This window comes from Nocardioides lianchengensis, from assembly GCF_900101465.1.
GTDB lineage: Bacteria > Actinomycetota > Actinomycetes > Propionibacteriales > Nocardioidaceae > Nocardioides > Nocardioides lianchengensis.
The window spans coordinates 359869-386753 of the sequence record NZ_FMZM01000001.1 but is presented as its reverse complement, the minus strand read 5'-3'; the positions used below and the strand labels follow the sequence as shown (position 1 = coordinate 386753).

23 protein-coding genes and 2 pseudogenes are annotated in these 26885 nt (G+C 72.3%); 17 read left to right on the top strand and 8 right to left on the bottom strand.

The genetic code is table 11. The annotated features are described in order from the left end of the window. Window positions 1–25 precede the first annotated feature (25 nt). The 9 genes and pseudogenes from BLT76_RS01895 to BLT76_RS01855 all read left to right on the top strand — a co-directional run bounded on the left by BLT76_RS01895 (window position 26) and on the right by BLT76_RS01855 (window position 10105). Window positions 26–1201 (top strand): hypothetical protein, encoded by a 1176-nt coding sequence (locus BLT76_RS01895; protein WP_090850184.1) that lies wholly within the window; start codon window positions 26–28, stop codon window positions 1199–1201. Beyond that, window positions 1198–1854, top strand: a complete 657-nt coding sequence (locus BLT76_RS01890; RefSeq protein WP_090850183.1) for a hypothetical protein — start codon at window positions 1198–1200, stop codon at window positions 1852–1854. Before BLT76_RS01895 ends, BLT76_RS01890 begins: the two co-directional genes overlap by 4 nt. Continuing rightward, window positions 1845–2168: a hypothetical protein gene (locus BLT76_RS01885; RefSeq protein ID WP_090850181.1), complete on the top strand. Its 324-nt coding sequence runs from the start codon at window positions 1845–1847 to the stop codon at window positions 2166–2168. Before BLT76_RS01890 ends, BLT76_RS01885 begins: the two co-directional genes overlap by 10 nt. A 126-nt stretch (window positions 2169–2294) precedes the next feature. Then, window positions 2295–3005 carry a hypothetical protein gene (locus BLT76_RS01880; protein WP_090850179.1) on the top strand — a complete coding sequence of 237 codons (711 nt, stop codon included), beginning with the start codon at window positions 2295–2297 and terminating at the stop codon, window positions 3003–3005. 41 nt (window positions 3006–3046) lie between these two features. After that, window positions 3047–3523 (top strand): PH domain-containing protein, encoded by a 477-nt coding sequence (locus tag BLT76_RS01875; RefSeq protein WP_090850177.1) that lies wholly within the window; start codon window positions 3047–3049, stop codon window positions 3521–3523. Then, a complete protein-coding gene (locus tag BLT76_RS01870) occupies window positions 3520–4956 on the top strand; it encodes a PH domain-containing protein (RefSeq protein ID WP_090850173.1) in 1437 nt (478 codons plus the stop codon). Before BLT76_RS01875 ends, BLT76_RS01870 begins: the two co-directional genes overlap by 4 nt. Window positions 4957–5202: 246 nt before the next feature. Then, window positions 5203–8595 carry a pyruvate carboxylase gene (locus BLT76_RS01865; RefSeq protein ID WP_090850171.1) on the top strand — a complete coding sequence of 1131 codons (3393 nt, stop codon included), beginning with the start codon at window positions 5203–5205 and terminating at the stop codon, window positions 8593–8595. A 210-nt stretch (window positions 8596–8805) separates the two neighbouring features. Next, window positions 8806–8976: pseudogene (locus BLT76_RS26680) on the top strand (recombinase family protein); the annotation flags it as partial. Continuing rightward, window positions 8951–10105, top strand: a complete 1155-nt coding sequence (locus BLT76_RS01855) for a recombinase family protein (RefSeq protein WP_257025144.1) — start codon at window positions 8951–8953, stop codon at window positions 10103–10105. The pseudogene BLT76_RS26680 and the gene BLT76_RS01855, both read left to right, overlap by 26 nt. 8 nt (window positions 10106–10113) lie before the next feature. Here BLT76_RS01855 and BLT76_RS01850 read toward each other — a convergent pair whose 3' ends face one another. Then, the gene (locus tag BLT76_RS01850; protein WP_090850167.1) at window positions 10114–10347 is read right to left on the bottom strand and encodes a hypothetical protein; all 234 of its coding nucleotides are present in this window, start codon (window positions 10345–10347) and stop codon (window positions 10114–10116) included. Between the two features lie 207 nt (window positions 10348–10554). Here BLT76_RS01850 and BLT76_RS01840 point away from each other — a divergent pair, with 207 nt between their 5' ends. The 3 genes from BLT76_RS01840 (at window position 10555) to BLT76_RS01830 (ending at window position 12514) form a co-directional block, all read left to right on the top strand. Further along, window positions 10555–10782, top strand: a complete 228-nt coding sequence (locus tag BLT76_RS01840) for a hypothetical protein (protein WP_090850163.1) — start codon at window positions 10555–10557, stop codon at window positions 10780–10782. A 45-nt stretch (window positions 10783–10827) separates the two neighbouring features. Continuing rightward, window positions 10828–11187: a hypothetical protein gene (locus BLT76_RS01835; RefSeq protein WP_090850161.1), complete on the top strand. Its 360-nt coding sequence runs from the start codon at window positions 10828–10830 to the stop codon at window positions 11185–11187. A gap of 241 nt (window positions 11188–11428) precedes the next feature. Continuing rightward, window positions 11429–12514, top strand: a complete 1086-nt coding sequence (locus tag BLT76_RS01830) for a DNA cytosine methyltransferase (RefSeq protein ID WP_170866902.1) — start codon at window positions 11429–11431, stop codon at window positions 12512–12514. A 5-nt stretch (window positions 12515–12519) separates the two neighbouring features. Here the strand turns inward: BLT76_RS01830 and BLT76_RS01825 are convergent, their stop codons facing one another. Then, window positions 12520–13365: a PmeII family type II restriction endonuclease gene (locus BLT76_RS01825; protein ID WP_090850157.1), complete on the bottom strand. Its 846-nt coding sequence runs from the start codon at window positions 13363–13365 to the stop codon at window positions 12520–12522. 252 nt (window positions 13366–13617) lie between these two features. Between BLT76_RS01825 and BLT76_RS01820 the strand changes: the two are divergent. Next, a pseudogene (locus BLT76_RS01820) lies at window positions 13618–14935 on the top strand (IS3 family transposase). Between the two features lie 517 nt (window positions 14936–15452). On the opposite strand, the gene BLT76_RS01815 reads toward BLT76_RS01820, so the two are convergent. Beyond that, window positions 15453–19121 (bottom strand): family 78 glycoside hydrolase catalytic domain, encoded by a 3669-nt coding sequence (locus tag BLT76_RS01815; RefSeq protein WP_139175375.1) that lies wholly within the window; start codon window positions 19119–19121, stop codon window positions 15453–15455. Window positions 19122–19409: 288 nt separating this feature from the next. Continuing rightward, complete coding sequence (locus BLT76_RS01810; RefSeq protein WP_090850153.1) at window positions 19410–20048, bottom strand: potassium channel family protein; 639 nt, start codon at window positions 20046–20048, stop codon at window positions 19410–19412. Window positions 20049–20266: 218 nt separating this feature from the next. On the opposite strand from BLT76_RS01810, the gene BLT76_RS01805 reads away from it, so the two are divergent. Continuing rightward, window positions 20267–20593 (top strand): hypothetical protein, encoded by a 327-nt coding sequence (locus tag BLT76_RS01805; RefSeq protein WP_090850151.1) that lies wholly within the window; start codon window positions 20267–20269, stop codon window positions 20591–20593. A gap of 51 nt (window positions 20594–20644) precedes the next feature. Here BLT76_RS01805 and BLT76_RS01800 read toward each other — a convergent pair whose 3' ends face one another. From BLT76_RS01800 to BLT76_RS01790, 3 genes are all read right to left on the bottom strand, one after another. Beyond that, the gene (locus BLT76_RS01800) at window positions 20645–21262 is read right to left on the bottom strand and encodes a hypothetical protein (RefSeq protein WP_090850149.1); all 618 of its coding nucleotides are present in this window, start codon (window positions 21260–21262) and stop codon (window positions 20645–20647) included. A gap of 158 nt (window positions 21263–21420) precedes the next feature. Then, a complete protein-coding gene (locus tag BLT76_RS26505) occupies window positions 21421–22605 on the bottom strand; it encodes a SpoIID/LytB domain-containing protein (protein WP_170866901.1) in 1185 nt (394 codons plus the stop codon). Window positions 22606–22764: 159 nt separating this feature from the next. After that, entirely contained in the window at window positions 22765–24300 is a 1536-nt protein-coding gene (locus BLT76_RS01790; protein WP_090850145.1) for an LVIVD repeat-containing protein, read from the bottom strand. 71 nt (window positions 24301–24371) lie between these two features. Here BLT76_RS01790 and BLT76_RS01785 point away from each other — a divergent pair, with 71 nt between their 5' ends. The 3 genes from BLT76_RS01785 to BLT76_RS01775 are packed head-to-tail and all read left to right on the top strand — an operon-like array spanning window position 24372 to window position 26290. Continuing rightward, complete coding sequence (locus tag BLT76_RS01785; protein ID WP_090850143.1) at window positions 24372–25118, top strand: DUF305 domain-containing protein; 747 nt, start codon at window positions 24372–24374, stop codon at window positions 25116–25118. A gap of 4 nt (window positions 25119–25122) precedes the next feature. Beyond that, window positions 25123–25638, top strand: a complete 516-nt coding sequence (locus BLT76_RS01780; RefSeq protein WP_090850141.1) for a hypothetical protein — start codon at window positions 25123–25125, stop codon at window positions 25636–25638. 25 nt (window positions 25639–25663) lie between these two features. Further along, window positions 25664–26290, top strand: coding sequence for a hypothetical protein (locus BLT76_RS01775; protein ID WP_090850139.1), 627 nt, complete (start codon window positions 25664–25666; stop codon window positions 26288–26290). On the opposite strand, the gene BLT76_RS01770 is transcribed toward BLT76_RS01775, so the two are convergent. Continuing rightward, the gene (locus tag BLT76_RS01770; protein WP_211752668.1) at window positions 26287–26874 is read right to left on the bottom strand and encodes a TetR/AcrR family transcriptional regulator; all 588 of its coding nucleotides are present in this window, start codon (window positions 26872–26874) and stop codon (window positions 26287–26289) included. The genes BLT76_RS01775 and BLT76_RS01770 overlap by 4 nt on opposite strands. Window positions 26875–26885: the final 11 nt, after the last annotated feature.

Genomic DNA, 26885 nt, shown 5'->3' with positions numbered 1-26885 from the left:
GGCATCTGTCGGGTAGGACGCAGGCGTGACAGACGCCGACACCGTCGAGTCGATCGCGGCGGCGCTGCGTGACGACCCGGTCCTGGTCCACGAACTGCTCGGCAACGGTCGCACCGACGAGGTCCACGACGCGCTGAGCGGGCTGGTCGAGGACCTGGCCGACCAGGGCGTGCCGGCGTACGTCGCCCTCGTCCAGACGCCCGACGCCGACCTCCCGTCCAGCGCCGACGACGCGGGCGACACCCTGCTCCGGCTGATCCACCAGGAGCTCGGCGAGCCGGGCCTCTACGTCGTCGCCACCCAGGACACGCTCACCGCGGTCGCGACATACGACGTGCCGCTGGACGCGACGAGCATCAGCCTCGGCCGGTACGACGCGGTGCAGGCGGCCCGCGACGACCTGCCGGAGGGCGAGTTCGTCCCCGCGGCCGGCGAGGCGGCGGTGCTGCTGAGCGTGGCGGCCGACGACGACCTTTCCCTCACTCCGGGCGAGGTCGACGACCTGATGGACAGCGGCCCGTGGGTCGCGGCGTACGGCGACGAGCCGATGTCGTACGAGCTCGACGACGCCCGCGGCGAGCCGGAGACGCCGCTGGTCTTCGCCGTCGCCTTCGCCCTGGTGGCGCTCGTCGTCGGCTGGCGGCTGCTGCGGGCCCGCACGGCCTGGGCGGGCGGGGCCACCTCCGAGCCCCGGACCCGACGGGCCCGCCCGGACGGCCCGCTCCCGCGGCCGCGGACCCCGCCCCAGCCCCGGATCGACACCACGCGCAAGCAGGCCCGCAAGCTGCTGGCCGCGCTGCGCCGCGAGGTCGACGGCAGCCTGCAACCGGTGACCGACGAGGTGCACGGCAGCCTGGAGGCGGCCGAGGACCTGGTCGACTCCGAATCGAGGATCGAGGTGGTGGCCGCGCTGGTGCTGGCCGAGCAGGGCGCGGGCCGGCTGCGGGGCGACGAGCTCCCGGTGCGCTGCTACTTCGACCCGCGGCACGGGCCGACCCAGCGGCGGGTGGTCGTCTCCGACGTCTCGCTGCCGGCCTGCGGCGCGTGCGCGGAGGCGGTCGCGGCCGACGTACCGCCGGCCTCGCTGACCACCGACGACGGCAAGCGGCCCTACTGGCGCGCCGACTCGATCTGGGCCGCGACCGGCCTCGGCTCGCTCGACCCCGACCTGTGGCGCCTGGTCGCGGAGCGTCAGCGGTGACCGGGCGGGTCCGCGACCTGGTCCTCGCGCTGCTGCTGGCCGCCCTGGCCGCCGCCGCCGGACTCGGCGCGCACGCCCTCCTCGTCGACGTCCGCACGCCGGAGCCGACCGTGATCGGCGACCGGGTCCAGCGGGCGGCCGACGCGTTCGCGGCCGGCGACCACGTCTACGTCGCCGCCGACGCCCACGACCTGCTCCCCCCGGACGCCGCGGCCCGGCTCGAGGAGCTGGCCGCCGGCTCCGAGGTCCCGGTCCGGGTCGCCGTCTGGGAGGACAGCACCGACGCCGGCTACCGCGGCATCTGGGACGCGGTCGGCCAGCTCCAGCGGGTGGCCGACGACGAGGGCGTCTTCGTCCTCTACACCGGTCCCGGCGACGGCGTCGTGGACGACAACCTGGAGGGCCCGCTGGAGGGCGACATCCCCTCCGACTTCAACGGCGACCCGGAGCGGCGGCTGAGCGAGATCGTCACCGCGGTCGCAGCGTCGAGCGAGGGGCCGGCGAGCGACTGGTCCTACTGGGGTGGGACCGGGGGCGCGATCGCCGCCGGCCTGCTCTACGGCGGGGTGGCCATTCCGGTCCTGCTCCTCGTGATCGGCCTGGTGCGGCTCGCGCTCGGCCGCCGGTTCCGGATGGTGGGGGGATGGACGTGAGCGAGGACCTGCTGGCCCAGATCTGGGCCTCCCTGGAGGAGACCGGGGTCTGGGTGGCCCCCGAGGCCGCGGCCGAGGTGTCGGCCGAGGAGCTGGCCGACCTGGAGTCGGCGGTCGCCGAGGTGCCGACCCCGACGTACGTCGTCGTGCAGCCCGACCTCGACGACTTCGCGGGCGAGCCGGCCGAGCTGCTGACCCAACTGCACGACCGGTACGACGGCGACGGGCTCTACCTCGCGCCACAGTTCTACGGCGGCCTCGACCGCCTCAACCTGACCGACCGCGCGTGGGGCACCGAGGTCGACCCCTGGTAGGCGCTCGCCGTCGCCCGTGCCCGGCACACCGACGACGACGGGCGGGTCGACGACCTCGGCGCCTACCTGGTCGAGGCGGCGGAGCTGCTCACCGACGACGCCCTTCCCCAGGCCTACGAGGACGAGGTGGCCTCCAGGTCCAGCACCTCCACCCCGTCGTCGGGCGACGGCCGGGGCGACGACCCGGTGGGGGGCACGCTCGTGGGCGTCGCGCTGGGGCTGGTGGTGGTGGCCGCGGTCGTGGGCGCCCTGCGCCGCCGGCGCCGCCCGCGGGCCTTCGCGCTCCCGAGCTCGGTGGTGGCACAGGTCCGCGAGGCGCAGGCCGACCGGCTGGAGCAGGAGGCCCGCTCCGGCCTGCTGGTCCTCGGCGACGCGATCCGCACCCACGACCTCGACCCCGGTGACGACAGCCAGGCCTGGCAGGCCGCGCTCGACCACTACGACGCCGCGGCCCGGGTGCTCGACACCGGCGGCAGCGACCTCGGCGTGCTCGACGCGGTCGGTGCGGTGGTCCTGGTCCGCCGCGGCCGTGCGGCCCTGGACGCGGCCACGGCCGGGAAGCCCTACCGTCCCGTCGCCGGCTGCTACCTCAACCCGCTGCACGGTCCCCCGACCCGCAAGCGCACCCGCCTGGTGCAGGACGGCCACACGGGCGACGTACCGCTCTGCCCGGCCTGCCGGGCCGACCTCAAGGCCGGGCGTGCTCCCGACGCGCTCCGGGTCGACCGCGGCGGCAAGGCGGTGCTCTACGTCGACTCCGGCGTCGAGCCCTGGGCGTCCACGGCGTACGGCGCCCTCGGCGGCGACCTGGTGGGCGCGCTGCACCGGCTCCGCTGAACCGGCTCCGCCGGCCTCCGGGCGACCCGTAGGGTCGTGCCGTGAACCTCCGTGAGCCCGCGCAGCAGGTGAGCGCGCGGGCCCGCTGGCTGTGGGCGGGCGGGGCCCTGGCGCAGGTGGTGGTCGCGGCCGGCGCGCTGGTGGTCGTCGAGTGGGTGTCGCCGCTGGACCTGCCCTGGTGGGCGTGGGTGCTGCTCGGCGTCGCGCTGGCGTCGTACGTCGTGGTGGTGCCGCAGTGGCGCTACCTCGTGCACCGCTGGGAGGTCACCGACACGGCCGTCTACACGCAGACCGGGTGGTGGGCGCGCGAGCGGCGGATCGCGCCGATGTCGCGGATCCAGACCGTCGACCACGCCGAGGGGGCGCTGGCCCGGCTGCTCGGGCTGGCGACCGTCACCGTCACCACCGCCTCGGCGGCCGGGGCCCTGGAGATCGCCGGCCTCGACGCCGTCCGGGCCCGGCAGCTGGTCGACGAGCTGACCCTGAAGGCGGACGCCGTCGAGGGGGACGCGACGTGAGCGACTGGCAGCGTCTGGACCGCCGGATGCTGCTGGTCCACCCGATCCGCGAGGTGGTGAAGTTCCTGCCGGCCCTGGTCGCCCTCTTCCTCGCCGGTACGGCGTCCGGCGGCGCGGCCTGGCACTACCTGCCCGTGCTGGTCCCGATCGCGCTCGGCCTGCTGCGCTACCTGACCACCAGCTTCCGCATCGACCAGGGCCGGGTCGAGCTGCGGCGCGGGCTGCTGAGCCGGCACGTCCTCTCGACGCCGGTCGACCGGGTCCGCACCGTCGACCTCACCTCGCCGCTGACCCACCGGCTGCTCGGGCTGACCACGGTGCGAATCGGCTCCGGGACCGGCGACGACGACGGCGCGCTCGACCTGGACGGGCTGCCGGTCGAGGTCGCCCGGCGGCTGCGAGCGGAGCTGCTGCGCGAGGCGCCGGCCGCTGCCGCGGACGACCCGGCGCCCGTCGTCGACACCCTTCGCCTCGACCCGCGCTGGGCGCGCTTCGCCCCGCTCACCAGCACCGGCCTGGTGCTCGGCGGCGGCATCGTCGGTCTCGCGGCCCAGGGCTGGAACACCGTCGGCGGTCCCCGGCTGGTCGACCTCGACGACCTCGCCGACGGGGCCGCGCGGGCCTCGGTCTGGATCGCCGTCCCGGTCGTGGCGGTCATCGTCCTGGTGGCCATGTCGTTGCTCGCGGTCGGCAGCTACCTGGTCAGCAACTGGGACCTCACCCTCCGCCACAGCCAGCGCTCCTGGCACCTCTCGCGCGGGCTGTTCACCACCCGCGAGACCACCCTCGACGACGTCCGGGTCGCCGGCGTCTCGCTCGGCGAGCCGATCGGCCTGCGGCTCGCCGGCGGCGCCCGGCTCGGCGCGATCGTCACCGGCGTCGACCGCAGCGAGCGGGGCAGCTCGGCCCTGGTCCCGCCCGCGCCGTACGACGTCGTCGCGGGGGTCGCCGCCCGCGTGCTGGGGTCCGCCGCCCCGCTCACCGGGCCGCTGGTCCCCCACGGTCCCCTCGCCGTACGACGGCGCTGGACCCGCGCGCTCGGTCCGGTGCTGGTCGTCCTGCTCCTCGCGGTGGTCGGGGTCGTCGCCGACGCGGCTCCGGCCTGGGTCCTGGTCCCGCCGCTGCTGGCACTGCCGGTCGCGATGCTGCTGGCGGCCGACCGCGCCCGCTCCCTCGGCCACGCGCTGAGCGACGGCCGCCTGGTCGCCCGCTCCGGCAGCCTGACCCGGCGCCGCGAGGTGCTCGGCACCGACCACGTCATCGGCTGGACCTTCCGCGACACCTGGTTCCAGCGCCGCGCCGGCCTGACCACCCTGGTGGCCACGACCGCCGGCGGGCGCCAGGCGGTCACGCTGCCCGACGTACCCCTGCCGGTCGCCGTGCGGCTCGCCGACGAGGCGATCCCCGGGCTGGTCGGGTCGTTCGCCGACTGAGGGCTCCGGTCCCCCGGGGCGGCGGTGAGCTGTCCACCGAATCGGCCCGTCGCATGGTGGATCCGCCACCGCCCGTACGGCGTTTCGCGCGGGCGCGCCGGGGCGGCGGTGAGCTGTTCACCGAACCTCGCGCGGAGACGGTGGACAGCTCACCGCCCCACCCCGCACCAGCCCCCGGCTGCACGGCACGTGAGACGGACCTCACGACCGGGCGGTAACCCCGTACGTCCGGATAGCGTGACGCCCATGTTCTCCAAGGTGCTGGTGGCGAACCGTGGCGAGATCGCGGTCCGGGCGTTCCGGGCGGCGTACGAGCTGGGCGCGCGGACGGTGGCGGTCTTCCCCTACGAGGACCGCTGGTCCGAGCACCGGCTGAAGGCCGACGAGGCCTACGAGATCGGCGAGCGCGGCCACCCGGTGCGCAACTACCTCGACGCCGAGTCGATCGTGGCGACCGCCGTACGGGCGGGCGCGGACGCGGTCTACCCGGGCTACGGCTTCCTGTCGGAGAACCCCGGTCTGGCCGAGGCGTGCGCCAACGCCGGCATCACCTTCGTCGGCCCGAGCGCCGAGGTGCTGGAGCTGACCGGCAACAAGGCCCGCGCGATCGCCGCGGCCAAGGCGGCCGGGGTCCCGACCCTGAAGTCGGTCGAGCCGGGCACCGACGTCGACGCGCTGGTCGCGGCGATCGAGGGCAGCGACATCCCCTACCCGCTCTTCGTGAAGGCGGTGGCCGGCGGCGGCGGGCGCGGCATGCGCCGCGTGGACGAGCCGAAGGCGCTGCGCGAGGCCATCGAGACCTGCATGCGCGAGGGCGAGGCCGCCTTCGGCGACCCGACCGTCTTCGTCGAGCAGGCCGTCGTCGACCCGCGCCACATCGAGGTGCAGATCCTGGCCGACGGCGCCGGCAACGTGATCCACCTCTACGAGCGCGACTGCTCGGTCCAGCGGCGGCACCAGAAGGTCGTCGAGATCGCCCCCGCGCCCAACCTCGACCCGGAGCTGCGCGACCGCATCTGCGCGGACGCCGTACGGTTCGCGCGCGAGATCGGCTACCGCAACGCGGGCACCGTCGAGTTCCTGCTCGACCCGGCCGGCAGCTACGTCTTCATCGAGATGAACCCCCGCATCCAGGTCGAGCACACGGTGACCGAGGAGGTCACCGACGTCGACCTCGTGCAGTCGCAGCTGCGGATCGCCGCCGGCGAGACCCTCGACGACCTGGGCCTCTCGCAGGACGGCATCGTGCTGCGCGGCGCCGCGCTGCAGTGCCGGATCACCACCGAGGACCCGGCCAACAACTTCCGCCCCGACACCGGCGTGATCACGACGTACCGCTCCCCCGGCGGCGGCGGGGTCCGCCTCGACGGCGGCACGGTCTACACCGGCGCCGAGGTCTCGGCCCACTTCGACTCGATGCTGGCCAAGCTGACCTGTCGCGGCCGCACGTTCGACAAGGCCGTCGAGAAGGCCCGCCGCGCGGTGGCCGAGTTCCGGATCCGCGGCGTCTCCACCAACATCCCGTTCCTGCAGGCCGTGCTCGACGACCCCGACTTCGCGTCCGGGAACGTGACGACCGCGTTCATCGAGACCCACCCGCAGCTGCTCCAGGCGCGCGGCTCGGGCGACCGCGGCAGCAAGCTGCTGACCTACCTCGCCGAGGTCACGGTCAACCAGCCGCACGGCCCGGCGCCGGTCAGCATCGACCCGACCTCGAAGCTGCCCGCCGTCTCGCTCGACGTCCCCGCGCCCGACGGCACCCGCCAGCTGCTGCTGGAGCTCGGTCCGGAGGAGTTCGCCCGCCGGCTGCGCGCGCAGAAGGACGTCGCGGTCACCGACACGACCTTCCGCGACGCCCACCAGTCGCTGCTGGCCACCCGGGTCCGCACCAAGGACCTGGTCGCGGTGGCGCCGTACGTCGCGCGCACGCTGCCGCAGCTGTGGTCGCTGGAGGCCTGGGGCGGGGCGACGTACGACGTCGCGCTGCGCTTCCTCTCCGAGGACCCGTGGGAGCGGCTGGCCGCGCTGCGCCAGGCGGTGCCCAACATCCAGCTGCAGATGCTGCTGCGCGGGCGCAACACGGTGGGCTACACGCCGTACCCGACGAAGGTCACCGACGCCTTCGTCGAGGAGGCCGCGGCCACCGGGCTCGACGTGTTCCGGATCTTCGACGCCCTCAACGACGTCGAGCAGATGCGCCCGGCGATCGAGGCGGTGCGCGCCACGAACACCACGCTGGCCGAGGTCGCGCTCTGCTACACCGGCGACCTGTCCGACCCGGGCGAGAAGCTCTACACGCTCGACTACTACCTGAAGCTGGCCGAGCGGATCGTCGAGGCCGGCGCCCACGTGCTGTGCATCAAGGACATGGCCGGCCTGCTCCGCGCGCCCGCCGCCCGCACCCTGGTCACCGCGCTGCGCTCCGAGTTCGACCTGCCGGTGCACCTGCACACCCACGACACCACCGGCGGCCAGCTGGCCACCCTCACCGCCGCCATCGAGGCCGGCGTCGACGCCGTCGACGCCGCCACCGCCTCCATGGCCGGTACGACGTCCCAGCCGCCGCTGTCGGCGCTCGTCTCGGCGACCGACCACGGCGACCGCGAGACCGGCCTCTCGCTCTCCGCGGTGAACGGCCTGGAGCCCTACTGGGAGGCCGTACGCCGCGTCTACGCGCCGTTCGAGTCCGGCCTGGCCTCCCCCACCGGCCGCGTCTACCGCCACGAGATCCCCGGCGGCCAGCTCTCCAACCTGCGCCAGCAGGCGATCGCCCTCGGCCTCGGGGAGAAGTTCGAGCAGATCGAGGACATGTACGCCGCCGCGAACGACATCCTCGGCAACGTCCCGAAGGTCACCCCGTCGTCCAAGGTCATCGGCGACCTGGCCCTCTCGCTGGTCGCCGCCGGCGCCGATCCGGCCGAGTTCGCCGAGAACCCCCAGGCCTACGACATCCCCGACTCCGTCATCGGCTTCCTCAACGGCGAGCTCGGCGACCCGCCCGGCGGCTGGCCCGAGCCGTTCCGCTCGAAGGCGCTCGAGGGCCGCATGTGGACGGCCCCCGCCGAGGAGCTCGCCCCCGAGGCGGCTGAGGGCCTGGCGGGCTCGTCCGACACGCGCCGCCGTACCCTCAACCAGCTGCTCTTCCCCGGCCCCACGAAGTCGTTCCTCGAGGCCCGCTCGGCGTACGGCGACGTCTCCGTCCTCCCGACCGTCGACTACCTCTACGGACTGCGCCGCGGCGACGAGCACGAGGTCGAGCTCGACGAGGGCAAGACCCTCCTCCTCGGCCTCCAGTCGATCAGCGAGCCCGACGAGCGCGGCTTCCGCACCGTCATGACCCTCCTCAACGGCCAGATGCGCCCCGTCAGCGTCCGCGACACCAACATCGCCGCCGAGGTCGCCGCCGCCGAGAAGGCCGACACGTCCAAGCCCGGGCATGTCGCTGCGCCGTTCCAGGGGGTCGTCACCATCGTGGTCGCCGAGGGCGACAAGGTCGCTGCCGGTGACACGGTGGCCACGATCGAGGCGATGAAGATGGAGGCTGCGATCACCGCGCCCGTTGAGGGTGTTGTGGAGCGGGTGGCGTTGTCTGGGACGCAGGCGGTTGATGGTGGGGATCTGGTGCTCGTCCTCGGCTAACTCTCAGTCATCGACTCGACGCCCCGATCCTATGATCGGGGCGTCGTTGCGTCTTGCCAGGGCACTGCTGCTCCTTGCGTCACCTCGCCCACCACGGGCTAACGAAGACTGCGATCTCGCGCCCAGGACGGTGCTGCCCGGCGATGCCGAGGAGCAAGGTCGTCTTCTCGGCTTGGGTGCAGGCAAGCAGATACACGGCACATTGAGCGGGTGAGCAAGCGAGTCGCCATCTACGCACGCCTGTCCGTCTCCAAGGAGGAGTCGGTCTCCATCGCCCGCCAGTTGGAGGCCGGCCGCAGGTACGCGGACGCCCGCGGGTGGTCGGTGGCGCTCGAGGCCGTCGACGACGGCGTCTCTGCGTCGGCCAACCGGCCCCAAGGACGGGCCGGGCTGGCGGTCGCTCCTGGCGTCGGCCGAGCCGTACGACGCGGTGGTGATCTGGAAGCTCGACCGCCTCGCGCGCAAGACGATCGACTTCCTCCACGCCGACGAGGCGCTCCAGGGCCGTGCCTCCCCCGCTGCCGTCGTGTCGGTCGAGGAGAGCATCGACATGACCACCTCAATCGGGCGCGTGGTGGCCACGATCCTCGCCGCCTTCGCCGAGCTGGAGGCGTCGTCAATCTCGGCCCAGGTGTCCGCCGCGAAGGCCTATCTCGCCGACGCCGGCCGCTGGTCGGGCGGCACCGTCCCCTTCGGCTGGGTCACCGAGCGGAGGGAGGGCCAGCCGGGCTGGTACCTGGCGCGGGATCCCGCGGCCTCGCCGTTCGTCGAAGGCGCCGCGCGCCTGGTGCTCGGCGGCGGGTCGGTCTACTCAGCGCTCCGCTGGCTGGAGTCCGAGGGCGCGCCGCTGCCGACGGCCTCGCAGGGCAGCCGGTCGAGGGCGGGCTGGAACTACCGGACCGTCGAGAGGATGCTCCGGTCGCCGCTTCTCGCAGGCATGACCCGGCGTGGCGACGACGTCGTGCGCGGCCCCGACGGGCTGCCCCGCCTCGAAGAGGCGCTGGCGGTGGTGACGCCAGCCGAGCGGCGTCAGTTCCTCGCCCTGCTCGACGACATGACCGACCCGAGGCGCAAGCCCCGGCCGTCCGCGGTGACGACGCCGCTCCTCGCGGGCTTGGCCGTGTGCGACGGTTGCGAGCGCACGATGACCCGGGGCACCACCTCGGGCCGCGCGTCGCTGTCGTGCCCGTCGTGCCACCAGACGGTGTCGCGGCCCCAGCTGGAGGAATTGCTGGTCGGGCGCCTGGCCGCGCTCAAGAGGGCGCGCGCGGACCTCAGGAAAGCACCCCCGGCCTCAGCGGACGCCTACGCCTGGACCTTCGCCGGCCTGACTGGTCCGGGAGGCCTGGGACGATGCCGGGGACGACCTGGAGCGGCGCACGGTCCTCGCCGGCCGCTGGAGGGCGGGGTCCTCCGGATCCGGCGCGGCAAGGGCGGGCGCTACCTCGACAGGTCGAGGGTGGCGATCGTGTGGGCGACCGGGTTTCCGACGATCGCCGGCACGTCATGACGGGCTCTTCAGTCGATCCAGAAGTGACTGGTGCCTAGGTAGACGTCGACATCCACCAGCCGCAGGTCCGTATCGTCCGTTGAGTCCCAGTCGAGGTCGAGCCCGAACGTGCCGGACAGGAAAGCCGCACCAGTCGTGCCCTGCAGTTGGCCGTTGACGTCGTCTCGCTGGAGCTCAGCGGTCAGATCCCCCTCGAACTCTCCGAAGAACTCGAACTCGAAAAGGGAGCCGCTCCGCGTCATGCGAATAGTCCCGACCTGTAGATCGAGGCGTCGAACTCGGCATCGCCGGGGTAGACCTGGCCGATGCTCCCCCGCCAACCCTCGAACCCGCCCTTCGCGTCAGCGACCAACTTCGCTTCGACTGCGCGGAGCGGGTCGGCGAGGGCAGCCTCGACCTTGACGCCGCAGACCTCCTCGAGAACTGTCAGCGCACGAGGAGGACGAGGGATGACGTTCATACGGAGGACGACGAAAGCGTGGATCGCGGCGGCGGTCGCGGGGCTGGGCTACCTCGTCCCCGTCATTGATGACGGGATGGCCGCGCCCGAGGCGCTCGGTGCGGTCCTTGCGGCGCTCGTCGCGTGGCAGGCGGTCTACTGGACACGAAAACTACGACGACTAGCGCTCGGGAGCGACGGCAGATGGAGGCTGGCGGAGGCTCACCATGGCTCTTGATGACCCGTGTAGGCTCTTGCCATTCAATGCCAAGGAGATGATCGCATGGAGAAAGAGGTGTACGCGGAGGTGCTCCGCATAATCGGACGGGCGGCACTCGAGCTCGCCGACGTCATCGAACCGGGGCCAGGGCAGGCGGCCCCTGCGGACACCGCTACGTCGTCCACAGTCCCGCCGGAGCTACCGGCGTACGAGGCGAAGCGGGTCAAGTACCTCCAGGCGTTCGTTGACGCGGGCGGGACGCTCACCCTGGCGCAGGTCCGCGTCGCGTCGAAGAAGGCCGGCATGGGGAACCCGGGGTCGGTGACGAGCCGGGGCTACGTCGAAAAGACAGGCCCGGACACCCGCGCGATCAGCAACAAGGGCAAGGCCTGGCTCGCGAAGCGCAACGGCACGGCCGCATAGGCCGGGCGAAGGACGTGAACGGGAGCGCTGCGTTGACTCCCGCCCTCGTTCTGATGGCCCGGAAGTACTCGACGGCGCCACGGCCCGCGATCGTCCGCTCGCGACCGAAGCACAGGCGGCGCACCCGGCGGCGTACCCCGGAGCGTCGGCGGCCCCGGCTAACCTCAGGAACGGCATGTTCCGGGTCGAACAAGTCGCAAGCCTGAAGGAGTAGATGAGAGTGGCGTTACAGTGCGTATCCGTGTTCTCCGGAGCGATGGGCCTCGACCTCGGCCTCGAGAGCGCCGGCTTCGACCTCCGGTTCGCGGCCGACAACATGCCGGCAGCGGTCAAGACGGCCCGCAAGAACCGGCCGGGCCTACCATTCTTCGCGGGGGACGTCGCGGAACTGGCCGCCGACGACATCTGCCGCGAGTCGGGTCTGGCCGCCGGCGAGGTGGACCTCCTCGCGGGGGGACCGCCCTGCCAGAGCTTCAGCACGGCCGGCCGGCGGCGCGGACTGGACGACGCCGACCGAGGCCCGCTGGTATTCGAGTTTGTGCGGCTCGTCGACGAGCTCAGACCGCGCGCCTTCCTGATGGAGAACGTCAAGGGCCTCCTATCTGCGTCCGAGCGCTGGCGCGAGCTCCCCTATAACAACAACGGCGTGAAGATCGATGACCTCCACGGCTCTCTGTTCCGGTCGCTCATGGCCGCGTTCAAGGCGCTGGGTTATACCGTCGACTTCCGCGAGTTCAACTCGGCCGACTTCGGCGTTCCGCAGACCAGACAGCGCGTCTTCGTTCTGGGCTACCGGGACGGCACCCCGGTGTCGTTCCCCGAGCCGACGCACGCCAAGGAGGCCGGCCTCTTCTCCGAGCCGTGGCGAACCCTCGGGGACGCGCTCGATGGGCTCACCGAGGACGATTCCCCCTGCGCAGTCTTTAGTGAGCGCAAGCTCAAGTACCTGAAGATGGTCCCCGAGGGCGGGAACTGGCGCGACCTGCCCGAGGAGGCGCAGCGCGAATCAATGGGTCGCGCCTTCTACGCGAAGGGCGGCCGCTCTGGGTACTGGCGCAGACTGTCCCGCACGCGCCCCTCTCCGACGATCCTGACCGAGCCGCAGAACGCCAGCACCTCACTGTGCCACCCCACAGAGGCCCGGCCGCTCACCGTCAGGGAGTGCGCCCGCGTCCAGACCTTCCCGGACGACTGGGAGTTCGTAGGCTCACGGGCGGACCAGTACCGGCTCGTCGGCAACGCGGTGCCGGTCGGTCTCGCGGCCGCCGTCGGCGCCCACGTGCGCGAGGAGCTGGACGGCGAACAGAACCTGGCCGCCGCGGGCTGAGTGAGCTACTTGTTAATGCGCCGGAACAGCCGGCTGTAATCGAGGTTGCCGTCGCGGTCACCGATGAGCGGCGTCGCGGCCCTCACCAGGCTCTTAACGAGCTGCGGCACGAGGGTCTCCAGCACCTCGGCTCGGAACTCCGAGCAGAGCAGCGCACAGACCTCCCCGACCTTGACGTCGAACCCGTCGTCACCGCCCCCGACGCGCTGCCAGAACTCGCGGCTAGCCATCGAGACGTACGCCTGGCCGGCGGGGCTGGTGGTCGTCGCCTTGCCGTAGCAAGGCGCGAAATAGCCGGTGAACGTCTTGCCCTGGTCGGAGTAGACGCGCTCGAGCTGCCTAATGGTGTTGGAGAGGTTCTTCCGCGAGCTCATCGGCATGCAGTCCCAGCTCATCTTGATCTGGTAGCCGTCAATATCGTCGGGCCCACCACCCGGCGTCTCCAGGTCGAAATCGTCGGTGTACGTGGGCTCGCGCCCGCCCGGGAAGCAGATCTTGGCGATCGCCTCCAGCAGGTGCCCGGTCGCCTCCTCCTCGGAGGAGTACAGGGCGCTCTGAACCTGGAGCGTCGCCCAGTCCTCGACGGTCCTTGCGCCCCGGATGCGAAGGAGGAACGGGTTCGTCCGCTTGAGCCTCTCGGCGACCCTAATGTCCGAGAAGCGCTCGCGCATGCGCTCGACGTACAGCCGCTCGGACTCGGTCACCAGGAATTCCGCCTTGCCGCGAGGCAGACCGAGCAGGCGCTCCACCTCCGCGACCAGGTCCAGGCCCTCGGCCGTCTCGGCAGGGACCTCCAACTCATCGAGGAGGAGGTCTGCGAGGTCGGGAGTCTCTTGCAAGGAATGCGGCACGGGGTCTGTCTACCACCCGCCCTGCGACGGCGTCCCCAGAAACGGAGAGGGCCCCAGCCTTCTTGGCTGGGGCCCGGACGGAGGTTCGGTCAGGCGTCGTGTCTCGCGCCCTCCCTCTGCTTCACGTGGGAGCGCTTGGAGCCTCCCTCGCGGCCACGCGCACCTTCGGGTCCTTCCGGCGCTCTGCTGCGTAGTGCGCGGTGAATCCCGCCGGCGAGTCCGGAGACTCCGTTGCTTGGGAAGGATGGAGTCATGTCAGGGAGTACATCGAAGAGGTACCCGGTCGAGCTGCGTGAGCGGGCGGTCCGGATGGTCGTTGAGCTCTGGCCCGACTATGAGTCGGACTGGGCCGCGATGACGCAGGTGGCCACGCTGCTGGGATTCGGGACGCCGGAGACGATCCGGAAGTGGTGCCGCCAGGCCGAAATCGACGCCGGTCGGCGGCCCGGGGTCACCACCGAAAGGTCCGCGGAACTGAAGCGATTGGAGCGAGAGAACGCCGAGCTGAAGCGGGCCAACGCGATCTTGAAGAGCGCCTCGGTTTTCTTCGCGGCCGAACTCGACCGGCCCCACCACCAACAGCGCTGATCGTGGCCTACATCGACGAGCACGTCGGTGTCCGCCACGACGATGCCGACGGGCCGGGTCTGCGATGGGGTGTCGAGTCGATCTGCGCCCAGCTCACCGAGCTGGGCGCGAAGATTGCCCCCGCGACCTACTACGAACACCGCGGCCGCAAGCCCACCGCCCGTGAGCAGCGCGACGAGGAGCTGAAGCGAAGATCGCCGCAGTCCACGCGTCGAACGACGGCGTCTATGGCGCCCGGAAGGTCTGGCTCGCCCTGAACCGAGAACGGCCGGCCGGGGCGCCGCCGATCGCGCGGTGCACCGTGGAACGGCTGATGAGCGAGCTCGGGCTGGCCGGTGCCGTGCGGGGCACGATCAAGCGGACCACGATCAGCGACCCGAAGGCGGCCAAGCCGCTCGACCTGGTTGACCGCAACTTCCGGCCCTTGGCGCCGGACCGGTTGTGGGTTGCGGACTTCACGTACGTCTCGACGTGGTCGGGTTGGTGTTACACCGCGTTCGTCATCGACGCCTACGCCCGGCGGATCCTGGGCTGGTCGGTCGCGACCACGATGACCAGGATGACCAGCCAGTTCGTCGTCGACGCCGTCGAGCAGGCCATCTGGACCCGTAGCCGTGAGGCCCGCGGCAACAAGGACCTGGCTGGTCTGATCGCGCACCACGACCACTGCGTGCAGTACCTGTCCGTGGCCTACTCCGAGCACCTTGACGCCGCCGGGATCAAGCCCTCGACCGGCGCGGTCGGCTCCTCGCACGACAACGCCCTCGCTGAATCCGTGATCGGGCTCTACAAGACCGAGCTGATCAAGCCGAGGAGGCCGTGGAAGGGGCTCGACGACCTCGATATCGCCACCGCCGAGTGGGTCGACTGGTTCAACCACCGTCGACCGTTCGAGTACTGCGACGACCTCACCCCGGTCGAGGCAGAGGCCGCTCACTACGCTCACCACCAGACCCCAGCAATCGCTGGAGTCTCAGACTAGAAAGTCTCCGGACTCGCCGGGGGGATTCAGACGCCATATCTGTCTGATCTGGAGCGGCGCTTCGATCAGGATGCCGGTCGTGCTTACGATCCGGTTGAACTGGTGCGATTCGCATTGACCTGCACGACGGATTGCTGGCCGGGCCTCGCACTGGCCTGGCTCCACCAAGGCGTCCCGGTGAACTACCTCGTCGAAGAGCTGGCTGCGTTAGAGAGCGAGCAAAGTCGGACTCAGTCTCAGCGCCACCACGCTCGGAGGCTGCGAGAGGGCGCTCAGGGCTGATGGCGTCCAGCGGTCTGGCTGTTGAGGGTGCCCACTTGCACCGCAGATATCGCTGAGCGTTCCGGTAGTGAGCGCGGCGCGTTCGTCCTCGATGACTGCACAGTGATCGCGACGAGCTGGCACCTGCCCCGACGAGAAGCGCGTCGGCTACTGCATAGGCGAGGAAGAAGCGACGGTGCGGCCGGCCCCGGCACCCCCACGGGCACCCGGACCGGCCGCTTTCACCAGATACGCCTCAGCGGCGTACCCGCACAATCACCCGCGCCGAGCGGGAGGGCTTGACCCCCTTCGTCCCCTTGAAGAGCGCACGCACGGCGATCCGTCCGGGTCGCACCTGACGCGGCACCCAGATCCCAGCGCGCCCCTGAGCATTGACCGTGCCGGCGCCGAGACGTCCCTCACCGGAGCGGAAGACGACCTTCCCGCCCTTGACCCGCGCCCCGTCCTCAGCACGGACGCGCGCGACCAGCAGGACCCGGTTCTTCCGACGCTCCGCCGTCAGCTTGGTCGCGGAGGAGACCCGGCCGGTCGAAGGCGGGTTCGGCGGGGTGGGCGGGGTGGCGCGGACGTTGGTGAACGTCCACGTGCCCGACCCGACGGCCCAGCGCTGCTGGCCGTCGACGGTCTCCAGCGGCGTCGCCGTGGCGCCCTTCGGGCCGCGGACGGCGTACGTCCGGCCTGCGACGGCCGGGAGGGAGACGACGCCCTCGACGTTGACCGGGAGGCCGGCGGTGAGGGTGACGTCGCTGCCCCGGCGGGTCCAGTCGGTGCTGACCGGGCCGCGCTGGGTGGGGCGGGTGCCCGCGGCGTGGGTGAGGCCGGTGTCGGGGATGCGGAGGGCAACGTCGCTGGCGCCGGCTCTGGTCAGGTCCACGCCGAGCACGTCCTGCTGGATGTCGACGATCGCCTGGGAGCCCCAGCCGTGCGACAGGCTGTTGGCCGAGCCCTCGGCGACCCACGCCTCGGGCGTGAACGTGCCGCCGTCCTTCAGGGTCTTGGCCCAGCCGAGGTCGTCGGCGTTGGTGAGCAGGCCGCGCAGCTCGCGCTCCGCTCCCCCGTCACCGAGGGCCTTCAGCAGCCAGTGCGACGTCATCGGGCCCTGCTTCATGCCCATCGCGCCGATCTGCTTGGCCAGCCCCGGCCGGTCGGCCTCGGGCGCGATGCCGAACGCAATGGCGTACGACGTCGCGTGCTGCCCGGCGTGCGGGCTCGGCGTACCGTCGGCGCGGATGCCGTCGTGGTAGCTGCCGTCGGGCTGGCGGAGCACCGCGTTCATCCGCTCGGCGATCGCGTCCGCGTCGGCGTCGTACGCCTCGGCCCCGGGCTCGCCGAGCTCCTTCGCCATCAGGGCGGCGGTGCGGAGCACGTTGACGCCGAGGGCGTTGACCGTCGTCCGGGCGGTGGCGGTCATGTCGTAGTCGAAGCGACCGGAGGCCGGCCAGTCGACGATGCCGTAGAGGTACTGGCCCGAGCCGCCGGTGAGCTCGGTGACCAGGCCCTGCGTCGCGCCGGTGGTCGCGACGTGGCGGCGGACGTAGCCGGCCGTCTCGGCCATGGCGGGGTACGCCTCGGCGAGCAGGTCACGGTCGCCGGTCTCCTGGTAGTAGCGCCAGACCCAGTCGGGCACCAGCGCGGTGAAGTCCGGGATGTCGCGCTTGCCGTCGCCGTTCGGGTAGACGGCGTTGTAGCGGCCCTTGTCGACCTCGGCGCCGCTCCAGTAGCGCTCCTGGCTGGCCAGGAACTCCCGCATCGCGACCCGGGTCGCGACCCGCTCGTTCTGGGTCGCCATCAGGCCGTAGGAGATGTTCGCCGTGTCGAGGAGGAACTGGCCCTGCTCACGCGTCGGGGTGTCGACGAAGGTGTCCTGGACCGAGTAGACCAGCGAGCGGTCCATCAGGTCCCACACCGCGTTCAGGGTGGGGTCGTCGCTCTCGAACGTCGCCGCCTCGCCCGGGAGCCGGGTGTGCAGCACGGTGGCGCTGACGTCGTCGACGGTGATGTCCTCGTCCGCCCCCGGGATCTCCAGGTAGCGGTAGGCGAGGTGGTCGAAGGCCTGGAAGTCCTGCTCGCCGTCGACCTGGGTGTAGAGGAAGCGCATGTCGGTGCCCTGCGTCGCGACGCCCGACGTCGAGACCCGGCCGTTCTCCTCCAGCAGGAAGCTGGCGCGGACCGGGATCGTGCGTCCGGCCAGGCCGTCCTCGAAGTGCACCGCCGGGCGGGCCGGGATGACCTTGCCGAAGTCGGCGACCGGGGTGCCGTCCTGGGCGATCAGGATCCGCTCCGGCCGTACGACGGTCTCGGTGACTCGGGTCTGGCGGCCCGAGAGGTGGTTGAACGTGTTCGCGACCGGGTGCTCCCCGATCACGATCGGCGCGCCCCACGTCGAGTCGTCGTACCCGGGGCGCTTCCAGGCGCCGGCGGCCACGGTGAGCCGCGCGTCCTGGTGGGTGATGTAGAGGCCCTCGCCGTTGCGGGTGCCGACCCCGACGAAGTCACCCGGGCGGGTGCGCCAGGTGCCGTCGGTGGTCACGACGTACTCGGAGCCGTCGGCGTACTCGACGACGACGCGGCCCAGCAGGCCCGGCGTACCGGCGGCGCGGCCCTGGCCGCTGCCCGACCAGCGGGAGACGACGCCGAAGACCGTCTGGCGGCCCGGGCGGAGCAGGCCGGTGAGGTCGGCGGTCTGGTAGTACTGCTCGGCCTGCAGCGTGGCGCTGCCCTGGTAGCCGAGGTTGCTGCCGCGGTCGGCGCGGGTGCCGTTGACCCACAGCTCGTAGGTGTCGTCGGCGGCGAACCAGCTCCGCGCCCGGGTGATCGTGCCGGCGGGCAGGGTCACCTGCTTGCGCGCGAAGGTGAACTCGTCGGGCTCCTGCCCCGCGCTGCGCTCCCACTTCGCGAGGTCGCCGGAGAAGTCCTCGGAGAACAGCGTCTCGTCGTCGGGACCGGTGACGACCAGGTTGTCGTAGTCGGCGGTCTCGCCGCTCGCCGTACGGAAGCCGACGGTGCCGGTGGCCCAGTTGGTCCGGGTGACCTGGCCGAGCTCCGTGCCGTCGAGGAGGTAGGTGATCGTGTCGCCGACGACCCGGACGGTCAGGTGGTACGTCGCGTCGACGGCGACCGTGGCCGGGAAGGTCACCCGGGCGCCGGAGGTGTTGGGCAGCGTGCCGCCCTGCAGCAGGTGGTGGCGTACGCCGGTGCCGGGCACCAGCGCGACCATGTAGCCGTTGGCGGCGTCGGGGGCGCGCAGCACGATGCCGGCGCTGTTGCGGCGCGGGGTGATGTCGACGTCGAGGGTGTAGTCGGTCCAGTCGCGGCCGGCCTTGGCGACCGTGATGCCCGCGCCGGTGTGGCGCCCCTGCCCGTCCTGCACCTGCAGCGCACCGGTGAGGGAGCCGGGCTGGCGGCGGATCCACTGCGCGCCGCCCCAGTCACCGTCCTCGAGGCCGCTCTCGAACGTCGCCTCCGGCGCCCAGGGCGAGACCTGGCCGCCGCGGTCCCAGGTGCGGACCGTCCAGTCGTACGCCGTACCGGGGTCCAGGTCGGCGCCGTCGTAGTCGACGTAGGCCTGCTGGCCGGAGTCGACCTTGCCGGAGTCCCAGACGACCTGGTCGTCGTCGCCGCGGACCTCGATCTCGTACGCCGTCTGCACCTCGTTGCCGTCGACGTCCTGCGGCAGCCACCCGAAGCGGGGTGTCCCGTCGACCTCGAGCGGGTGCGCCTGGTCCTCGACGGTGAGCCGGGTCGGCGCCGACGGCGCGGTCCCGTCCGCGGCGTGCGCGGGGGTCGCCGTCGCCGCTGCGCACAGCGTCACGCCGAGGGCCAGGGCCACCGACGACGCCGCGATCCGGCGGGCGGGATGGGAGTGGTGAGGCGGGGTCGCCGCCTGCGATGGGGGTTGAAGCACCGAGAGCTCCTCCGAGATTGAAAGGTTTCAGGGAGCGATCCTGTCATGGAGTGGTGGGCGTCACAAGGGGGCTGAGATACCTCCTTATGAGCGGTTGGGTGCCGTGTCGCCGGGGCACGTAGCTACTTCGCGCGTGGCATGACGCGCTTGCGGCGAGTCACCCAATCGCGGCGCTCGGGCTCACCAGTGGGCGCACTCCCCGCCTGACGAAGGGACCGTGGCCACCAGCAGGCAAGTCTCATCTGCCTCGGTCTCGTTGCGAGGCTCACGAGCGTCAGGAGCGCCGAACTATCGTAGTTCCTGGTCCTGGGCCCGGATGCTGGCGAGCATCCACGTGGCAATCGCTGCAGTTAGAGACGTCACCAGAGCGATCCCGACCAACATCAGTCCCAGTGCAGCGAACCGCCCCGTGTTCGTCACCGGGTAGTAGTCGCCGTAGCCAACGGTCGTCACTGTGGTCGCCGCCCACCACAAGGCATCTCCCGCGGACAGGATGTTCGCGCCGTCGGCGCCGCGCTCCGCGTCCAAGACGGCCAGCGCTCCGAGCCCCACAGCGGCGACCGCGCCTCCAGAGACGTAGATCGTGACTCGTCCGGCCAGGTTGCCGACGGCCGAACGGTTCAGCACTCGGGCAAAAGCGAGCAAGCGGAGCAGCCGGAGAGGTCGCAGCATCGGGACCAACATGAGGACCAGGTCGTACCAGTGCCGCATCGCGTATCGACCGCGCTGCTCAGCGAGGGCGAGACGAGCAAGCAAGTCGACGGCGAAGGCCAACCAGGTCGTCCACGACAGGAGACCGAGGAAGGAGGCCACCTCGCGATCGATCCTCGGATCGAGGATGGGCCAGGCGTAGGCCACCAGGAAGGCGACCGCCAGCAACAGCAGGGGAACCTCGGCTCGAGACTCCCACCGCTCGACACGACTCATGGCGAAGCACCTTAGGTGAGGATCTCGATCGTCAAGGGAGATCGACCGCGCGGGCCAACGGTTGAGCTGGAGAAAGTGACGCGTGGTGCGTGAATACAAGGCCGGCCAGACGACGTGGCCCGTCACCTTTTCCGGACGACGGCGCAGCCCCGATCGCGCACGGCCCGACCGGCCGGAACCGGTCTCCCCTGGCCCGGATCTCGACTACGGTGCGCCCCATGACGAGCGAGGGCCGCGAGGACGACTGGATGGCCGGCGTGGCGCCGTCCGTCCAGCGCACCCCGGCCGAGCAGGCCGAGCGGAACGTCGACCTGGTCTGGTGGGCCACCTGGCTCGGGTTGCTCCTGGCCGGCGTGGCGGCGATCGCGGGCGTGACGATGGCGGTGCAGCGGAAGGCCATCGAGTGCACAGACGACTACGAGTGCGTCGCGTATCCGATGGCCGCGCCGGGGGTCGCGATCGCGGCGCTGGCCGGCGTACTGGCGATCCTCGTGGTCTTCGCCGGCATCGCCGCGCGGGCGGCCCTGCGGACCACCGAGGAGTGACCCACCGCGACCGACGGTCTGAGCGCTACCTGCCGATCGAGCCGGGCAGCGTCAGCCGACCGCGACCCGCGGGCTCCAGCCCGGCAGGCGAGCCACCGAGTAGCCGCGATCGCGCAGCCCGTCGTCGACGTGGAACACGCGCGACCTCGCCCAGCTGCCCTCGAACGTCCCGTAGGCCACGCTGGCGCGGACCCACCGCGGGTCACCGAGGCAGGAGCGGGCGATCCGGACGACCATCAGGTTCCTCTTCGGGCGGAACCGGCCCGAGGCATCTGCACAGCCCGCCCACTCGTCCTCGCCCAAGGGAATCAGGAGGAACGTGGTGTCCCGCCCCTCGCGGGCAACCTCGGCCATGACCTCGACGCCGCCGGGCATCCTCAGGTGGAGGCGGCCGAACTGGCCATCACGCGTCATGTCGCGGACCCGGACGGCCACGCGGACCGTCCGCGACGTGTGGGCGATGTCCACCCGCCGTACGTCGGCGTTCCGGTCCTCCGGTGCCGCCGGCTCGGAGCTGTTCCCCGCGCCCTGGACCACCCGCACCACGTCGCCGGACGCGTCGCGGTGCGACCAGACCTCGGCCTGGGCTGCGGGGGTCGTCGTGGAGACGAGGGCGAGCGACGCGAGCAGCGTCGAGAGGGACAGCACGAGCCGGTGGGGGCGCATCATTCTCCGAACCTGGGGTGGGCGAGCGCCCATCCTCTCCGCCTGGTCGCACCGGCGCAGGCGATCGGCACGGAAAAACCGACGCCTTGGGTGCTTCCCCGCCCGGCGCGCCGAGCGCGCGGCGCGTCAGTTTTTCGGGCCCCGCGCGGACCCGACCGCCGTCAGGACACCTTGAACGTCAGGTACGTCGACCGCAGCCCCAACACGCTGCGGAACGTGTCGCCGCTGACCGTGACCGACCCGGCACTCCCGCCGAGGGTCAGCGACCGGACCCGCCCACCCCAGTCGCCGTTGCCGTCGCGCGCGGTGACCCGGATGGCCTGCAGCGTGCCGATCCGCGGCCAGGCCTTCTGGAGGCGGTCGGCGGGGAAGCGGACGTTCCAGGCGTGGACCGGGTTGCCGGACCAGCCGTCGTACGGGTCCTCGACGGCGGTCAGGTAGGGCACCGAGCCGGCGGAGGTCCAGCCGCCGCTGCTGGAGGAGAACTGGGTGAAGGCGGGCTTGCCCGCGTCGAGCAGCGCCTGGCCGCGGGTCGCGGCGATGGCCGCGTTGGAGGCGGGGTGCTCGGCGGCGTACCCGCCGTACACCTGGCAGGACGTGGTGTCGCAGATCTGGGCGTGCCGCGAGCGGGGGTGGGCGCGCTCGTAGGCGGCGTAGGTGCGGGCGGCAACCGCCTGGGCGCGGACGGCGGCCGGGCTCCAGGTCGCCGGCATCTCCAGAGGTACGACGCCCCGCAGGTAGCTCTCGAGCGACACGATGTTGACCGTCTCGTGGCCGCCGCCGGCCACCGAGGCGTGCCGCAGCCGGCCGCGGTAGGGGCGGTCGCCGGACGGGGTGACCAGGGTGACCGGGCGGCCGCCGGCGGCGATCTCGCCGTCCCCGCGGAGCGTGCGCCAGCGGACCCAGCGGGTGGTCTTGTAGGCGACCCGGGTGACCCCGGCCCGCGAGGTCGCGACGCGCCAGTAGCGGGCGCCGTTGGCCGGCAGCGTCCAGCTCCTCTTGGCGCGGAGGTCCTTGACCGTGAGACCCGAGCGGGCGCGGACCAGCAGGTCGTCGGTGGTGTCGGCGGAGATCTGCACGCTGACCCGGCCGCCGACGCGGCCCGGCTTCAGGCCCGGGTAGTAGAAGGCCAGGATCCGGTCGTGGGAGAGGCCACGCTTGGCGGCGCCCTGCGCGCCGTACTGCGACATGCCGTGGCCGTGGCCGTAGCCGTGGCCGGTGATCGTCACCGTGGCGTCGGCGGGCACGGCCCAGCGGTCGGTGGCGTGAGCCGGCGTCGGAGCGAGCAGCGAGGCCCCCAGGAGGGACGCCGCGAGGGCCGGGAGGACGGTCGGGCGCAGGCGCATGTGGGGGTGAGTTCTCCGCGAGAGATGGGGCGGGAGAGCACGCTTGGTGCCTCCGTGACAGATGTGAAAACCCATGGCATCACGCGTCCCACGCGACCCGCAACGCGGTCGGGCGAACTACAGATCTGTAGTTCGCCCGACCGTCGAGGACCGTCCGGATCAGCCCCGGTAGCGCGCCTGCGACTGCGCGTTCAGCCCGCGCATCCTGACCTTCAGCGCGCTGCGCGTCCGCGGGTCGTCGAGCCGGAAGACCTCGAGCCCGCGGGTGATGTCGTTCGAGTAGATCCGCCCGTTGTACCAGTACGTCGACCACGCGCCGCCGAGCGTCATCTCGGTCTCGGAGATCGCCCCGCGGTCGAAGTGCGCGATCTCGGTCGGCTTGGTCGAGTCGGTGAAGTCGAAGACGGAGAAGCCGCCCTGGTACCAGGCCTGGACCATCACGTCGCGGCCCTTCACCGGGATCAGCGAGCCGTTGTGGGCCACGCAGTTCTCGGTCGCGCCCTGGGTGCGCGGGATCTTGAAGTAGCTGCGGAAGACCAGCTTGCGGTTGACGATGTCGTAGATCCCGTCGGCACCGCGGGTCGGCCCGGTCAGCGGGTTGCAGGTCGGCAGCGAGCCGCCGCCGAGCTCGTCGGTGAAGACCACCTTGGTGCCGCGGTTGTTGAAGGTCGCCGAGTGCCAGAACGCGAAGTTGGCGTCGTCGGTGACCCGGTGGATCACCCGCGGCCGCGCGCGCTGCTTGATGTCGAGCAGGATCCCGTCGCCCATGCAGGCGCCAGCGGCCAGGTCCTTGGCCGGGTACGCCGTGATGTCGTGGCAGCCGCTGGTCTCGCTGACCCCCAGGAGCGGGACGCCGCTGCCCGGGTTGCCGCCGTCGGGGAAGAGCTTCGGCTTCGCGACGACGCGGGCCCGCTCCGGCTTCCGCACCGGGACCTTGACCACGCTGATCCGGTCGTGCGGCGGCTTGCAGTCGGGCAGGTCCGAGGCCGGGCCGTAGGACGACACGTAGACGAAGACCGACTTGCCGTTCTTGGCGGGCGCCAGCGTGTGGGTGTGCGAGCCGCAGTCGGTCTCGACCGCGGCGACGTAGCGCGGCTTGCGCGGGTTCGAGATGTCGAATACCCGGATCCCCTCCCACGACGACTTGATCGACGCGGACTGGGCCTCGCTGCGGCAGGAGTCGTCGCTGCGGCTGGAGTCGACGCTGAGCACCAGCAGGTTGCGGTGCACCGACACGTCGTTCTGACCGCCGGGGCAGACCACCTGCGCGACCCGGCGCGGCTTGGACGGCCGGCGGACGTCGTACACGGCGAAGCCCTGGTAGTTGCCACCGAAGGCGTAGCGGCCCTGGAACGCCAGGTCGGTGCCGAAGGCGTCCTCCGCGGCGAACGCGCCCTTCAGCGGCACCCGGGCGATCTGCCGGACGTTGGCCGAGCGGTCGACCTCGCCCTGGTCGGCGGCGGCCTCGACGCGCTCGAGGCCCGTCCAGTCCCGCCCGGGGAGCAGGCAGCGGCCGACGAAGTTGTCGCCGGCGGCGCGCAGCTCGGCCAGCTCGGCCTTGGTGCAGGGCCGGGCGGCACCGCTCGCGCCCTCCCCCGACGCACCGGGACCGGACAGCAGTCCGAAGCCCAGCGCGAGGGCCAGGGCGGCGGCCAGCAGGCCGAGGGACACACGGGTGCGGGACGAGGTCGTCACGGCGCGAGCCTTCCGAGAGCGCGAGTGGTGAGAGGAGCAGGGTACGACGGATTCCGTGATGTGCTGGGTGCGTGCACGCCGTCCGCCCGCTTCTCGCCGCCCTGCTCCTCGCGGGGTACGGCGCCGTCGCGGGCTGCTCGGACGCGACCACGACTCCCCCGGTCGGCCACGCCGAGCTGCCCGGTCAGGCCGGTCACACCCACGGCACCGCCCCGTCGCCCCGGCCCTCCGCGGAGGACCTCCCGTCCGCGGATGTCGACCAGGTCCAGCCCGGCGGACCCGGGGACCCGACGCAGACGCTCGCCCCCGACGAGGGGGTCGCGGGCTCGGAGTGGAACCACGACGACGTGTCCTACCTGCAGATGATGATCCCGCACCACGGCCAGGCGCTGGACATGGCCGAGCTGGCCGCGACCCGGGCCGCGGACCGGCAGGTCCGCGCGGTCGCGGACCGGATCGACGCGGCCCAGGGGCCGGAGATCTGGCTGATGGCGGGCTGGCTGTCCGAGCGCGGCATCGACGTACCGTCGCCGGAGGAGGACCCGCACGACTACGACCACGGCGATCACGGGCACAACCCCATGGTCGGGCTGCTGAGCGACGACGAGATGGCCGCGCTGGCCGACGCCGACGGGGCCGCCTTCGACCGGCTCTTCCTGGCGGGGATGGTCCGCCACCACGAGGGCGCGATCGCCATGGCCGAGGACGTGCTGGCCGGCGGCAGCGACCAGCGGGTCGCCGAGATCGCCGCCGACGTGGTCGCCGGGCAGGCGGCCGAGGTGGCGCGGATGCAGCGGATCCTCGCGGGCCTGGGCTGAGCCGGTGTACATCCCGGCCGGCGCCGTCGGCGCCTACCTCGACAGTCCCCGCGCCGCCTCGCGGCTGCTGCGCGTCCAGGTCTGGACCTACCTCGCCGCCCTGTTCCTCGCCCAGCTGCTGCTCACCGGGCGGGTCGACGACGAGTCCTCGGACGCCTGGCTGACCTTCGGTCAGTGGATGGTCGGCCACCTCGCCGCCGGCGCGCTCCTCGGCCTCGGGTACGCCGTCGCGTGGCTGCTCCTCGCCCAGCGCCAGGGCGGCGTCCGGCTGACCGCGCAGCCGGACGACGCGCGCCCGTCGTCCGGCATCCCCTGGTTCGTCTGGATGCCGCTGGCCCTGGTCGTGAGCCTGGTCGGCGTGGCTCTCGCCCCGCTCACCGGCGCCCCCGACGACGGTGATCTGTGGGGCAGCGTCCTGGTCGCGCCCGTCGCGGACCTGACCGGGTTCCTGCTCGGCACGATCGCCGGGCTGCTGACGCTGATGCCGATCGGGCTCGTCGTACGACTCCTGCGCCGCTGACCCCGCTGCCGTCGTAGGGTGCCGCATGCGCTGGCCCGGATCCGACCGACGTGGACGCCGCCTGCTCGCCGCCGAGGCGGTGCGGGTGCGGCGTCGGATGCTGCGCGAGGACGTCACCGTCTTCGGCGAGCAGCTCGGCGACCTGCACGTCGAGACTCTCACCACCGAGCTCGACGAGGACCTGCGCCGCGACTACCAGACCGCGCTCGACGACTACGAGCGCGCCAAGGCCCGGCTGGCCCAGGCCGAGGGCGAGGCCGACTTCGACGCCGTGGACACGATCCTCGACGACGGCCGGTACGCCGTGGCCCGCGTGCTGGCTCGTCGCGACGGCGTACCGCTGCCGGAGCGGCACGGCCCGTGCTTCTTCAACGCCCAGCACGGACCCGCGGTGGCCGAGGTGCCGTGGACGCCGCCGGGCGGCGTGGAGCGGCCGGTGCCGGTCTGCCGGGCCGACCGGCAGCGGCTGGCGGACGGCCACCTCCCGCAGCTGCGGATGGTGATGGTCGGCGGGCAGCTGGTGCCCTGGTGGCGGGCCGGGTCGGCGGTCTCGCAGGTCCACGACAGCGGCCACGCCGCCTCGTCCAACCAGCGCTTCGTCCACTTCCAGGCGCAGATGGACAACATCGGCGGCTCCGGACAGGGGTTCTAACCGGGCCTGAGCGCCCGCACCGCGCGGGCGGCGACACCGTCGGCGTAGGCGTGGGTGAGCGGGCCGGTCGCGCCCTGCCAACGATGGAAGACCGGCGCCACGAAGAGCTCGAAGGCCTCCAGCGTGCCGACGTCGTCGCGCAGCTGGCCGGCCGCGCGGGCGGCGGCGAACCGGCGCTCGACGTACTCGAGCTGGACGCCGAAGATCTGCTCGCGCACCTGGTCGCGCAGGGCCGGGTCCTGCAGGCTCTCGATGGACAGCGCGCGCATCAGGGCGTCGTACGACGGGTCGGCCATCTCGTCGACGATCGCCCGTAGCACCCCCGCCAGGTCGGCCTCGAGGTCGCCGGTGTCGGGCAGCACCAGGTGCTCCTCCGGCCGGTCCGCGCTCTGCTGGGCGAGCGCCTCGACGACCAGCGCGCCCTTGGCCGACCACCAGCGGTAGATCGTCGCCTTGCTGACCCCCGCGCGGGCCGCGATCGCGTCGACGGTGATCCGCGGGTAGGGCAGCTCGGTGACCAGCGCCAGGGCGGCGTCGAGCGCGGCGCGGCGTGACTGCTCGGAGCGACGGGTGGCGGACGGCACGCACCGGATGC